This window comes from Pseudomonas trivialis (assembly GCF_036864995.1).
GTDB classification, from domain to species: domain Bacteria; phylum Pseudomonadota; class Gammaproteobacteria; order Pseudomonadales; family Pseudomonadaceae; genus Aquipseudomonas; species Aquipseudomonas trivialis.
In genome coordinates this window covers 3,166,044-3,178,584 of record NZ_CP142151.1, presented here as the reverse complement: position 1 = coordinate 3,178,584, position 12,541 = coordinate 3,166,044, and the positions used below count along the sequence as shown (strand labels likewise).

The window sequence follows — 12,541 nt, the reverse complement described above, 5'->3', positions numbered from 1 at the left end:
GCGCACTGCACTTGTAAGGAGAACCATGGATTTTCTGGCTGAATACGCGAGCTTTCTCGCAAAGACTGTCACCCTGGTGGTCGCGATCCTGGTCGTCCTGATCAGCTTCGCGGCGCTGCGCAGTAAAGGACGTCGCAAGTCCGCCGGTCAGTTGCAGGTCAGCAAGCTCAATGATTTCTACAAGGGGTTGCGTGAGCGTCTGGAGTCGTCCCTGCTCGACAAGGACCAGCTCAAGGCCCTGCGCAAGTCCGAAAGCAAAACCGAAAAGAAGAACAGCAAAAAGAAGCCAGAGGCCCGGCCCCGGGTATTCGTGCTGGATTTCGATGGCGATATCAAGGCCTCGGCCACCGAGAGCCTGCGCCATGAAATCACCGCGTTGCTGAGCCTGGCCACGCCCGAGGACGAAGTGGTACTGCGTCTGGAAAGCGGCGGCGGCATGGTGCACAGCTACGGCCTGGCCTCGTCGCAACTGGCGCGCATTCGCCAGGCGGGCGTGCCGTTGACCGTGTGCATCGACAAGATCGCGGCCAGCGGCGGCTACATGATGGCGTGCATTGGCGAGAAGATCATCAGCGCGCCGTTTGCCATCCTCGGCTCCATCGGTGTGGTCGCGCAGTTGCCCAACGTCAACCGCCTGCTTAAAAAGCACGACATCGACTTTGAAGTGCTGACTGCCGGTGAATACAAGCGCACCCTCACGGTGTTCGGCGAAAACACCGAGAAAGGCCGGGAGAAGTTCCAGGAAGACCTGGATATCACCCACCAACTGTTCAAGAACTTCGTCTCGCGTTACCGCCCGCAGTTGTCAATCGATGACGTTGCCACCGGAGAAGTGTGGCTGGGCGTGGCGGCGCTGGACAAGCAACTGGTGGACGCGCTGCAGACCAGCGACGAATACCTGGCCACCAAGGCCGCGACGGCCGAGGTGTTCCACTTGCATTACGCCGAGCGCAAGAGCCTGCAGGAACGTGTGGGCCTGGCGGCCAGCGGTTCAGTGGACCGGGTGCTGCTGACGTGGTGGAGCCGCCTGACCCAGCAGCGGTTCTGGTAAGGCGCAATGTGGGGGGCTTAGTGCTTTCGCGAGGCCCGCTGTGGCGAGCGGGCTTGCCACAACAAGCCTGCTCGTCACAGTGATGTGGCCGTCTGAAAATTCAGGCTTTAAAAACAGACTTCCTTCTACGGTTGGATTTTCATTCATACCGCGGATCAGAAGTTGACCGAAGCACTCAAGCGGGCCGTCAAGGGTGCGCCCTGGAACAGGTAGTCATCGCCCATGTACTCGCCCGCGTCGCGCCAGTATCGCTTGTCGAACAGGTTGTCGACGCTCAGGCGAAACACTGTTTCATAGCCATCGAGCCGGGTCGTGTAGCGGCTGCCGACATTGACCACCGCGTAATCCCCCACCTCTGCATTGCCGGTGCGATTGGCGTACTTTTTGGCGCTGTATTGCACGCCGCCCAGCACCGCCAGACCGTTCACCCACGGCAACGCGTAATCTCCATACACACTGGCGCGCAGCGTGGGCACGTTGATTGCCTGATGATCTTCATAACCCGGCGTGCCGCTGCCGCTCACCCGCGCACGAATCGCCGCCACGCTGGTTGCGATCTGCAGGCGTTCGGTGGCCCAGCCATTGGCCGAGAGCTCCAGGCCAGTGTTCTTCTGCTCGCCCTGTTGTACGTAAGTGAAGTTACCGGCGCCGTCGGGCCTGGCATATTGATAGGCCTGGCGCGTCTGGAACACGGCGGCGGCGAAGCTGATGCGGCGCCAGTCGTATTTCACCCCGGCGTCGATCTGCCGTGATGTGGTCGGTGCCAGGGTGGTATTGGCGTTGCTCGCAAACCACGGCGCGGTGCCGCCCAGGGACAGGCCCTTGCTGTAGCTGGTGTACAGCGAAACAGCCTCCACCGGTTTGTAGATCAATGCCGCCTGGGGCAGGAACACAGACTGTTGGGTATGCCGTGCCGGGTTGCCGTCGCTGTCGAACGCCCGCTCATCCAGGCGCACTTCGCGGCCGCCGAGGACGGTTTGCCATTGCTCGCTCAGGCGCATGCGGTCGGTGACGAACACGCCGTACTGGCGACTGTCGAGGGCGCGATGGCTGTCGTTGAGCGGCTTGTCGGCAGGGGTGAAGGTCGGCACGTCCTCGTCGATAGTGGCGGTGCCGATCAGCTCGTTGACTGGTATGCGTTTGTCGACCACCCGGCGAAAGGCGCTGCTGCCGAAGGTCAGCTCATGACCGATGCCGGCGGTGTCGAAAAGCCCGGTCATGGTTGCCTGCACTTCATCGTTACGGCGCGTGTCATCCGGGCTGCGGAAGTCGTAGACGTCGTAATTGCCTTCGGGGCTGAAGTAGTTGGGCGTGCTCGACCCGCTGCAACTGGCCGAACCGTAGCAGCCCCAGGCAAACGCGCTGTAGTCGTCGATCACCACCTGGCTGCGGGCTGCACTGAGGCTGCCTTTCCATTGGTCGCTGAAGCGGTACTCGAACTTGCCGTTGAGGTTCAGCGAGTCGATGCCCACCTGCCTGGAACCGCTCTGGTGCCCCAGCAGTTTTTTTGGTGACGCGCCGTGGGGCACTTCAGTGCCGCCCAGCAATTGATAGCCCGGCACCGAGCGCTGTTGCCTGTTCTGGTATTCCGCGTCCAGTTGCAGCACCGCGTCGGGGCTGAGGTTCCAGTCAAAGGCCAGGGACACGAAATCGCGCCGGCCATTGGCGTGTTCCACATAGGTGTTGAGGTCTTCATGGGCCACGTTGGCACGCAGGCCGAACTGTTGCTCGCTGCCGAACCAGCCGCCCACATCCGTGGCCACATAGCCGCTGCCGCGATCATCGGTGGAGACGGTGACCGAACGCACCTCTTCCGGGCGCTTGGTCACGTAGTTGATGACGCCGGCGGGTTCGGAAATACCGCTTTGCAGCCCGGCCAGGCCCTTGAGCACTTCCACCTGCTGCTTGTTCTCCAGCGCGACGTTCTGCTCGCCAGTGATGGTGCGCCCGTTGATTTTGTAGCTGCTCGCCGCATTCAGCGAGAAGCCGCGCACCACGAAGTTTTCGTAGTAGCCGATCGGCGCATAGCTGTCGCCCACCGAGGCGTCGTTGCGCAGTACTTCACTGAGCAGGCGCGCCTGCTGGTCCTTGATCAGCGTGGCGTTGATGACCGTGATCGAGGCCGGCGTGTCGAGCAACGGCGCTTCGTTGAAGCCGCCGACCGACGCGTTCTCGGTGCGGTAGCCGGATGCCTCCTGGCCCTGGACCTGTAGCGCCGGCAGTTCGATTTCAGCCGCCTGGCTGCTGCCCATGCCGCTGCTGAGCAACAGACCGAGAGCAAAAGGTGAAGTGGCCAGAGGGCGAAAAGGGCGAAAACGCAAAACCATGGGCGGGGCCTTAAAGCGTTGGGCGAGGGGGCGCATAAGCTAGGCATTACGGCGAGGTTTTACAAGTCATTGGGAGAGCTGCATGCAAGTGTGGCGTACACTGCCGGCGAGCCGAGTTCTTATTGACCTTCTGGAGTACCTGCCATGGCAACAGCATCTTGTGTCATTGAAATCCCCGCTTGTGCCGACCAGGTCTGGCAATTGATGGGCGGTTTCAACAGCCTGCCGGACTGGCTGGCGTTCATCGCCAGCAGCGAGCCGGGTGAGGGCGGACGCGTGCGTCACCTGCAAACCACCGATGGCGCCGTGATCGTGGAGCGCCTGCAAACCTTTGACAACGTGGCGCGCACCTACAGCTACACCATCGAGCAATCGCCGTTTCCGGTGAGTGCTTACCTGGCGACGGTGCAGGTTGAGGCGCTGACCGAAACGTCGGCAAAGGTGACCTGGTCCGGCGTGTTCACACCGGCAGCGGGCACCACCGAGGCGGCTGCCGAGGCGTTGTTCACTGGCGTGTACAGCGATGGGCTTGCGGCGCTGCGCGCCAACTACCCGGCCTGATCGGTCTTAACGGCTAACGCAAATCCAATGTGGGAGGGGGCTTGCTCCCGATAGCGGTGTATCAGCTACAGCCATGCTGACTGAACCACCGCCATCGGGAGCAAGCCCCCTCCCACAGTTTTTTGCAGTGTCCGGGTTATTTGGGCATCAGTTGTTGCCGACACTCGAGCGCCAGCCTTGCGCCGCCGCGCTGGCTGCTGCCCACGTCCAGCTTGAAGCCATGCAGGTTGATGATCGCCGCCACAATCGACAAGCCCAACCCGAACCCGCCTTGCTGGTCGCCTTCGTCCACCCGGTAAAAGCGCTGGAACACCGCATCGCGCTCGGCCAGCGGAATGCCAGGCCCGGAGTCATGCACTTCAATGCGGGTGCTGCCGGCGTTATTGACCGCGCGCAAAATCACTTCGCCGCCCGGCGGGGTGAACTTGATCGAGTTGCTCAACAAGTTGGACAGGGCTTCGAACAGCAGTGCGCGGTCACCGCTGATCGGCGGCAAAGACGCCGGCACGTCCAATACCAGTTGCAATTCGCCTTCTTCGGCCAGGGGCAGGTAGAAGTCATGCAGCTCGCGCAGCAGCGGCAGCGGGTCCATCACCAGAAAGCCCGAGCGGCGCTGGTGATCTTCCAGCTCCGAGATGCGCAACAGCCCACGAAAGCGCGCCATCAGCGTATCGGTTTCGGCAATTGCATCGTCGAGTTTCACCGCGTGCACCGAGTCTTCCTCGGCTTGCTGCTTGATGCGGTACAACTGCGCGCGCAGGCGCGTCAGCGGGGTGCGCAGGTCGTGGGCGATGTTGTCGCACACGCCCTTGACCTCATTCATCAGCTTTTCGATGCGGTCGAGCATGGCGTTGACGATGGCCGCGAGCATGTCCAGCTCATCACGCCGGTCGGACAGCGGCAGGCGGTGGGTGAGGTCGCCGGCGACGATGGCCTCGGCGCTTGCCTGAATCCCGCGAATGCGCCGCAGCGGGCGGCGGCGCAGCAGATGCCAGCCGGCGATCCCGGGGATGATGGTCAGCGACAGCGCCCACAACAGGGCGTGCCAGATGATCCGCGTTACGCCGAACAGCGAACCGTTGGCGCGCACCAGCACCAGCCAGCGGCCGTCGTCGGTGTGGGTGGCGACGGCGTCGCAGCTGTCCTTGGGCAACTTGGGGTCGTCGGATTCGACGCAATTGACCAGCGTGTGGATCTTGCCGTCCAGGGGCAGGTCCGGTGGCACCGCGCGGATCGGTCCGCTCAACGGGCGGAAGGCCTCGTCGAACAGGCCATAGGCGTCCACGCCCTTCATGTCGAAGGTCATGCTGGTGGTCAGCGCTTCCACCAGCTCTTCGCCGTCGAAGCGCTGGAACAGATGCTGGCGCTGCAGCAGCGAATGGCGCGACAAGTCGCTCAGGTAACCCGAGACCTCGTAATACAGCACCCCCATGAGGATGCAGCTCCAGGCCACGAACAGCGAACTGTACAGCGCCAGCAGGCGGCTGCTGGAGGAGCGCCAGCCTTTAGAGGGGTTCAGCAATGACATAACCCGAGCCCCGTACCGTGCGGATCAGCGGCGTGAGGCCCGGGGGGTCGATCTTTTTGCGCAGGCGCCCGATGTGCACGTCGATCAGGTTGGTGCCGGGGTCGAAGTGATAGCCCCAGACTTCCTCGAAGATCATCATTCGCGAGAGGATCTGCCCAGTGTTGCGCATCAGGAATTCGAGCAATTTGTATTCGGTGGGCAGCAGGGTCAGCGGCTGATCGGCGCGACTGGCTTCGCGGCTGATCAGATTCAGTTCCAGGTCCGCCACGCGCAATGCGGTTTCGAACTCCTTGACCGTGCTTTTGCGGCGCAGCAGCACTTCGACGCGGGCGGCCATTTCATCGGAGGCGAAGGGTTTGGTCAGGTAATCGTCACCGCCGGCGCGCAGGCCGCGCACACGCTCGTCGACGTCGGAGAGGGCACTGATCATCAGGATCGGCGTGGAGACGCCGATGGTGCGCAGGGTGGTGACGATGGCCAGGCCATCCAGTTCCGGCAGCATTCGGTCGAGGGTGATCAGATCGTAATCACCACTCACGGCGCGGACCAGGCCTTCGCGGCCATTGTCCACCCAGTCCACCTCCAGTCCATGGCTACTCAGCTCGGCGACGATCTCGCGGGCCGTTACGGCGTCATCCTCGATGGTCAAAATACGGGTCATAGGAGTACCTGGTGAGCGATTCACACTAGAAGTACGCATATTTTGCCAATAAGTAACTGAACGTTTCCTAAATAAAACGTCATCTCCATAAAACTGACAGGAAAATCATCTGTGAGAACAAGCCCCCTCTCACAGGCCGTTGTGGGTGGCTGGGGGGATTGCATTACGCCCGCTCGAAACCCGGGTTTATTGCAACTTGCATGGATTGTGTAAGTTCAATTTAGTTAAGTTGTTGAAATGTATAGATTTTATTTTTAGAGGGGGCTGGCACGCGGCCTGCACTGTCCCTTTTGAGACTTGTAACACTTTTTTCCTGCCGGGAGCACAACAACAATGATCACATCATCCACCACGCTTCAAGAATCGAGCGCGCGCTCCGGGGTTTCCTGGGGGGCGATTTTTGCTGGCGCCGCTGCGGCGGCTGCACTGTCCCTGATCCTCGTACTGCTGGGCTTCGGCCTGGGTTTCTCGGCGGTATCGCCGTGGGCCGACAGCGGCATGAGTGCCAAGGGCCTTGGCATTTCCACCATTATCTGGCTGGCTTTCACCCAGATCGTCGCATCGGGCCTGGGCGGTTACATCGCCGGTCGCTTGCGCGTGAAGTGGGCCAACATGCATGGCGATGAGGTGTACTTTCGCGACACCGCCCACGGCTTTCTGGCCTGGGCCGTGGCAACCCTGATCACAGCCGTATTGGTTGTCGGCTCGGTGAGCAGCGTCGTCGGCGGTGGCGTCAAAGCCGGTGCCAGCGTGGCGTCGGGTGCGGCAAGCGGCATGACCCAGGCCGCCGGCAGCATGGCCAAGGGCGCCCACAGCGGCGACTTCGGCTACTACGTCGACAGCCTGTTCCGTGATGATCGCCCTGCAGCGGTCAGCGATGATGCAGCCCATGCCGTGGTCGGTCGCATCTTCGCCCGTACCCTGAGCAACGACGGCCAGTTGGCACCGGAAGACCGTACCTACCTGGCGCAACTGATCAGCCAGCGCACCAACCTCAGCCAGGCCGATGCCGAAGCGCGTATCGACAAGGTGTATGGCGACGCCCGCAAAGCCATCGAAGACGCCAAGCTCAAAGCCAAGCAAGCTGCCGACACTGCCGCGAAAGTGGCCGCATACGCTTCGCTGTGGACTTTCGTGTCGCTGTTGATCGGTGCGTTCTTCGCCAGCTTCGCTGCCACCTTCGGCGGTCGCCGTCGCGATGCGGTGGTGTATGTCGAAACCGAAAACTACGTTCGTTAAATAAGGAAGAACATCATGCGCTCATTACTTCTGTGGTTCCTCGGCGTGCCAATCCCGTTGATCATTCTGATCGCGATCTTCATGCACTGATCCGAGCCAGGCTCCATCCCGATGTGGGAGGGGGCTTGCTCCCGATAGCGGTACGTCAGCTGGCCTGTTCAGCACTGACACATCGCTATCGGGAGCAAGCACCCTCCCACATTTTGTTTTGCAGGGTGTCAGGTCAGTCGTCGAAACCCACTTGCTCGTGAATCTCGTCCACTTTCAATTCCAGGCGGTAAGCCACGGCAATGAACAATGCCTGGCACAGGCACAGCGTGGCGCTCAACGAGCGAAACGCAAACGATGATCCCTCGTTAACCAGCAGCACCGCATTCGCGCGCTTGACCAGGGGCGAGAGGTTGCTGTCGGTAATGATCAGCGTCCTGGCCTGATGGTGCTGGGCGATGCGCAGGCAGTGCTGGGTCTCTTTGCCGTAGGGCGTGAAGCTGATGGCGATCACCAGGTCATTGGCGCGCACGCTGCGCATCTGCTCGCGGTAGCTGCCGCCCAGGCCCGAGACCAGGTGGATGCGCTTGTTGGTGTGCTGCAGGTTGTAGACCAGGTAGTCGGCCACCGCAAACGAACGGCGCACGCCCACCACATAGATGTTGTCGGCGTTGACCACCAGGTCCACGGCCTTGTCGAACGCCACGTCATCCAGCTCCAGCCCCAGCCGCTCGATGCCCGATAACGTGGCATTCACGCACTCACGCGCCAGGTCGCCGCCGCTGGCCTTCTGCGACTTGTTGGCGATCATGCTGCGAATGCGCTGCTGGTAGTTCTGCACGGGCGTGGTCTTGTGCGTATATGCCTCGCGAAACAGCGTCTGCATCTCACTGAACCCGCTGAAGCCGAAGCGCTGGGAAAAACGCACGATGGCCGAAGGGTGCACTTCACATTCGCGGGCGATGTCGCTGATGCGGTCGACCATGATCCGGTCGCTCTGCTGGCTCATGTAGCTGGCGATGCGCTTGAGCTGGCGAGGCAGGCTCTCGTATTCATCGGTGATCAGCTGCAACAAACGTTCGGCATTGAGCGGGGGGCTGGCGAGAGCGTCTTGTGAAGGGGTCTCGGACATGGGCAATCCTTCTGGCGTGTCAGTCTGGTGCGCTGGGCGGTGGCGCCAGTCTACAGGGTAGGCGCAAAAAAATACCTCGGCATCACGGCCCGCGGGGCTGCTGAAACGATGCACTGCGGCTGGCGTGAAGCTATGCTGGCGTATTGGAAAAAATATTCCAATAAAAATAATTATGGAATAAATATTGATCGGTGTCGCCGGACGTTCTAGTCTGCTCCCACCAAGAGCGTTTGCCGTCGCCACGGCGGCACAACGCAGGCTGATAAAAATAACAGGAGCCAGCATGGGCCAGACTCGTTTTGCCAGTGGGCGTCAATTGGATCTGATTTGCCTCGGGCGCTTGGGCGTCGACCTCTATGCGCAGCAAGTGGGGGCGCGGCTTGAGGACGTCACCAGTTTCGCCAAGTACCTCGGCGGGTCTTCCGCCAATATCGCGTTCGGCACCGCACGCCTGGGGCTCAAGTCGGCGATGCTCAGCCGCGTCGGTGACGACCATATGGGCCGTTTTCTGGTGGAGTCCCTGAGCCGCGAAGGCTGCGATGTGAGCGGTATCAAGGTCGACCCGGAACGCCTCACCGCGCTGGTGCTGCTCGGGCTCAAGGACCGCGAAACCTTCCCCCTGGTGTTCTACCGCGAAAACTGCGCCGACATGGCCCTGCGCGCCGAGGACATCGACGAGGCCTTTATCGCTTCCAGCAAGGCGCTGCTGATCACCGGCACGCATTTCTCCACCGACAGCGTGTACAAGGCCAGCATCCAGGCGCTGGATTACGCGGCCCGGCACAACGTCAAGTGCGTGCTGGATATCGACTACCGCCCGGTGCTGTGGGGCCTGGCGGGCAAGGCCGACGGCGAGACGCGCTTTGTGGCCGACCAGAACGTCAGCCAGCACGTGCAGACCATCCTCCCGCGTTTCGACCTGATCGTCGGCACCGAAGAAGAATTCCTCATCGCCGGCGGCAGTGAAAACCTGCTTACCGCGCTGCGCACGGTGCGCGAACTCACCCCGGCGACGCTGGTGGTCAAACTGGGCCCGCAAGGTTGCACGGTGATCCACGGCGCGATCCCGGCACGCCTGGAAGACGGCGCGATTTACCCCGGCGTGCGCGTGGAAGTGCTCAATGTGCTGGGGGCCGGTGATGCGTTCATGTCGGGCTTTTTAAGTGGCTGGATCAATGACGCCAGTGACGAGCGTTGCAGCCAGCTGGCCAACGCCTGTGGTGGCCTGGTGGTGTCGCGTCACGCCTGTGCTCCGGCGATGCCAACGCGCGCCGAACTCGATTACCTGTTCAGCAGCCCGGTGCCCATCACCCGGCCGGATCAGGACGAAACCCTGCAACGCCTGCACCGGGTCACGGTGCCGCGCAAAACCTGGAAGCAGTTGTTTGTATTTGCCTTCGACCATCGCTGGCAATTGGTGGAGCTTGCGCAAAAAGGCGGCCAGGACCTGACCCGCATCAGCGACATCAAGCAGCTGTTTATCCAGGCCATCGAACGCGTGGAGCATAAGCTGCGCGAGCAGGGCGTCGAGGCCGATGTGGGCCTGCTGGCCGACCAGCGTTTCGGCCAGGACGCGCTCAACGCTGCCAGCGGTCGCGGCTGGTGGATCGCGCGCCCGGTGGAAGTGCAGAACTCGCGGCCGCTGGCGTTTGAACACGGCCGCTCGATTGGCAGCAATCTGATCGCCTGGCCCCAGGAACAGATCATCAAGTGCCTGGTGCAGTTTCACCCGGATGACGAGCCTCTGCTGCGCCTGGAACAGGAAGCGCAACTCAGGGCGGTGTACGACGCATCGCTGGTCAGCGGCCATGAACTGCTGCTGGAAGTCATCCCGCCCAAGGATCACCCGTCGCCGCACCCGGATGTGCTCTACCGCAGCCTCAAGCGGTTGTACAACCTGGGTATCTACCCGGCGTGGTGGAAGATCGAGGCGCAGTCGACCGAGGCGTGGACAAAGCTTGATGAGCTGATCCTTGAGCGCGACCCGTATTGCCGTGGCGTGGTATTGCTGGGCCTGAATGCGTCCGCTGAGTGCCTGGCTGAGGGCTTTCAACAAGCCAGCCACAGCACCACCTGCCGGGGTTTTGCGGTGGGCCGCACGATCTTCCAGGAGCCAAGCCGCGCGTGGATGGCGGGGGAGATCGATGACGACATGCTGATTCAACGAGTGCAGCAGACCTTTGAGCAGTTGATCAACGCCTGGCGCAGTGCGCGAGGCTAACCCCACCTGCAGATGTGCAATGCAATCAATGTGGGAGCTGGCTTGCCTGCGATGCCGGCAACAAGGTTCATCAGGTACACCGAGTGGATGCCATCGCAGGCACGCCAGCTCCCACATAAAGAAGAAAACAATAAAGGTGCAGCCATGCCCGCAATCCGAATTGGCATCAACCCGATCTCCTGGAGCAACGACGACCTGCCGGCCCTGGGCGGTGAAACACCGCTGAGCACCGCGCTGAGCGAAGGCCAGGCCATCGGCTACGAAGGGTTTGAACTCAACGGCAAGTTCCCCAAAGACTCCAAGGGCGTCGCCGATGTTTTGCGCCCCTATGAGCTGGCGCTGGTCTCCGGCTGGTACTCCAGCCGTCTGGCGCGCCGCTCGGTGGCCGAAGAAATTGAGGCGATTGCCGGCCACGTTCAATTACTCAAACACAACGGTGCCAAGGTGCTGGTGTATGGCGAAGTTGCCGATTCCATCCAGGGTTCACGCATTCGCCTGATCGAACGCCCGCGTTTTCACAGCGAACAGGCCTGGCAGGATTACGCCGACAAGCTCACGGAGCTGGCGCGCTTTACCCTGTCCCAGGGCGTGCGCCTGGCCTACCACCATCATATGGGCGCCTACGTCGAGTCCCCGCAGGACATCGACCAGTTGATGCAACGCACCGGCCCCGAGGTCGGCCTGCTGTTCGATTCGGGCCATTGCTACATGGGCGGCGGCGAACCGCTTGAAGTGCTGCGCAAACACATCGACCGCGTTTGCCACGTGCATTTCAAGGACGTGCGCAAACCGGTGGTGCAACTGGCGCGCAACCAGATGTGGAGCTTCCCCGACTGCATCGTCAACGGCACCTTCACCGTGCCCGGCGATGGCGACATCAATTTTGCCGAATTGCTCGATGTATTGCTGGCGGCCCGATACGAAGGCTGGCTGGTGGTGGAAGCCGAGCAGGACCCTGCCGTGGCGCCCAGCTATGTCTATGCGAAAAAAGGCTATGACACCTTGCGTGCGCTGCTCGATGAGAGGACCCAACCATGAGCCTGTTGGTCAAAAGCAGCAAACGCGGACAAACCATGGTCGCCCTGGAAGGCGGGCGCCTGGAGTACGTGGGCTTCAGTGCTTATCGCCTGAGCCTGGGCGAAACCCTGCCGGTCAGCGCCGGCGACAAAGAGCTGTGCCTGGTGCTGCTCAGTGGCCGGGTGACTATTCAAGGCGAAGGTTTCGACTGGCAGAACCTCGGTGATCGCCACTCGGTATTCGAGGACAAATCGCCGTTTGCCGCCTACCTGCCGCCGGGCACCGATGCCCAGGTGACCGCCTTGAGCGATGTACAAATCGCCGTGTGCGCCGCCCCCGGCGCCGCAGGTTTCGAGCCGCGCCTGATCCGCCCCGAAGACTGCAAACGCAGCGTGCGCGGCAAGGGCGCCAACACCCGTTATGTGTGCGACATCCTGCCCGACAGCGAGCCGGCCCACTCGCTGCTGGTGGTGGAAGTGCGCACGCCGTCCGGGCACTCGTCGAGCTACCCGCCGCACAAACATGACACCGACGACCTGCCGCACCAGAGCTTTCTGGAAGAGACCTACTACCACCAGATCAACCCGCCCCAGGGCTACGTGTTCCAGCGTGTCTACACCGACGATCGCAGCATCGATCAGGCCATGGCCGTGGAAAACAGTGACCTGGTGGTGGTGCCCAAGGGGTATCACCCGGTCAGCGTGCCGTACGGCTACGAGTCCTATTACCTGAACGTGATGGCCGGGCCCAAGCGCGCCTGGCATTTCCACAATGACCCGCAGCACAGCTGGCTGCTGGACCTTTAAGCTGTTTTGG

The 12,541-nt window shown here is 61.8% G+C and carries 10 protein-coding genes; 6 read left to right on the top strand and 4 right to left on the bottom strand.

From position 1 onward, the window contains the following. Positions 1–25: 25 nt before the first annotated feature. Positions 26–1,051 (top strand): protease SohB, encoded by a 1,026-nt coding sequence (gene sohB, locus VRB54_RS13695; protein WP_338477637.1) that lies wholly within the window; start codon positions 26–28, stop codon positions 1,049–1,051. A gap of 155 nt (positions 1,052–1,206) precedes the next feature. Here the strand turns inward: sohB and VRB54_RS13690 are convergent, their stop codons facing one another. Beyond that, positions 1,207–3,378, bottom strand: coding sequence for a TonB-dependent siderophore receptor (locus VRB54_RS13690; protein ID WP_338477635.1), 2,172 nt, complete (start codon positions 3,376–3,378; stop codon positions 1,207–1,209). A 144-nt stretch (positions 3,379–3,522) separates the two neighbouring features. On the opposite strand from VRB54_RS13690, the gene VRB54_RS13685 reads away from it, so the two are divergent. Continuing rightward, a complete protein-coding gene (locus tag VRB54_RS13685) occupies positions 3,523–3,939 on the top strand; it encodes an SRPBCC family protein (RefSeq protein WP_338477634.1) in 417 nt (138 codons plus the stop codon). A gap of 136 nt (positions 3,940–4,075) precedes the next feature. Here the strand turns inward: VRB54_RS13685 and VRB54_RS13680 are convergent, their stop codons facing one another. Then, positions 4,076–5,467: a HAMP domain-containing sensor histidine kinase gene (locus tag VRB54_RS13680; protein ID WP_338477633.1), complete on the bottom strand. Its 1,392-nt coding sequence runs from the start codon at positions 5,465–5,467 to the stop codon at positions 4,076–4,078. Continuing rightward, a complete protein-coding gene (locus VRB54_RS13675; RefSeq protein ID WP_034096990.1) occupies positions 5,445–6,128 on the bottom strand; it encodes a response regulator transcription factor in 684 nt (227 codons plus the stop codon). Before VRB54_RS13675 ends, VRB54_RS13680 begins: the two co-directional genes overlap by 23 nt. 333 nt (positions 6,129–6,461) lie before the next feature. On the opposite strand from VRB54_RS13675, the gene VRB54_RS13670 reads away from it, so the two are divergent. Next, the gene (locus tag VRB54_RS13670; protein WP_209982699.1) at positions 6,462–7,367 is read left to right on the top strand and encodes a hypothetical protein; all 906 of its coding nucleotides are present in this window, start codon (positions 6,462–6,464) and stop codon (positions 7,365–7,367) included. A 223-nt stretch (positions 7,368–7,590) separates the two neighbouring features. Here the strand turns inward: VRB54_RS13670 and VRB54_RS13665 are convergent, their stop codons facing one another. Continuing rightward, a complete protein-coding gene (locus VRB54_RS13665; protein WP_338477632.1) occupies positions 7,591–8,487 on the bottom strand; it encodes a MurR/RpiR family transcriptional regulator in 897 nt (298 codons plus the stop codon). Between the two features lie 283 nt (positions 8,488–8,770). On the opposite strand from VRB54_RS13665, the gene VRB54_RS13660 reads away from it, so the two are divergent. The 3 genes from VRB54_RS13660 to iolB all read left to right on the top strand — a co-directional run bounded on the left by VRB54_RS13660 (position 8,771) and on the right by iolB (position 12,531). Next, positions 8,771–10,708, top strand: a complete 1,938-nt coding sequence (locus tag VRB54_RS13660; RefSeq protein ID WP_338477631.1) for a bifunctional 5-dehydro-2-deoxygluconokinase/5-dehydro-2-deoxyphosphogluconate aldolase — start codon at positions 8,771–8,773, stop codon at positions 10,706–10,708. A 144-nt stretch (positions 10,709–10,852) separates the two neighbouring features. Further along, positions 10,853–11,746, top strand: coding sequence for a myo-inosose-2 dehydratase (gene iolE / locus VRB54_RS13655; protein WP_338477630.1), 894 nt, complete (start codon positions 10,853–10,855; stop codon positions 11,744–11,746). Next, entirely contained in the window at positions 11,743–12,531 is a 789-nt protein-coding gene (gene iolB, locus VRB54_RS13650; protein ID WP_338477629.1) for a 5-deoxy-glucuronate isomerase, read from the top strand. Before iolE ends, iolB begins: the two co-directional genes overlap by 4 nt. Positions 12,532–12,541 lie beyond the last annotated feature (10 nt).

Coding starts and splice junctions, on each gene's coding strand:
- sohB (WP_338477637.1), top strand. CDS start 26: ATGGATTTTCTGGCTGAATACGCGAGCTTTCTCGCAAAGACTGTCACC.
- VRB54_RS13690 (WP_338477635.1), bottom strand. CDS start 3,378: ATGGTTTTGCGTTTTCGCCCTTTTCGCCCTCTGGCCACTTCACCTTTT.
- VRB54_RS13685 (WP_338477634.1), top strand. CDS start 3,523: ATGGCAACAGCATCTTGTGTCATTGAAATCCCCGCTTGTGCCGACCAG.
- VRB54_RS13680 (WP_338477633.1), bottom strand. CDS start 5,467: ATGTCATTGCTGAACCCCTCTAAAGGCTGGCGCTCCTCCAGCAGCCGC.
- VRB54_RS13675 (WP_034096990.1), bottom strand. CDS start 6,128: ATGACCCGTATTTTGACCATCGAGGATGACGCCGTAACGGCCCGCGAG.
- VRB54_RS13670 (WP_209982699.1), top strand. CDS start 6,462: ATGATCACATCATCCACCACGCTTCAAGAATCGAGCGCGCGCTCCGGG.
- VRB54_RS13665 (WP_338477632.1), bottom strand. CDS start 8,487: ATGTCCGAGACCCCTTCACAAGACGCTCTCGCCAGCCCCCCGCTCAAT.
- VRB54_RS13660 (WP_338477631.1), top strand. CDS start 8,771: ATGGGCCAGACTCGTTTTGCCAGTGGGCGTCAATTGGATCTGATTTGC.
- iolE (WP_338477630.1), top strand. CDS start 10,853: ATGCCCGCAATCCGAATTGGCATCAACCCGATCTCCTGGAGCAACGAC.
- iolB (WP_338477629.1), top strand. CDS start 11,743: ATGAGCCTGTTGGTCAAAAGCAGCAAACGCGGACAAACCATGGTCGCC.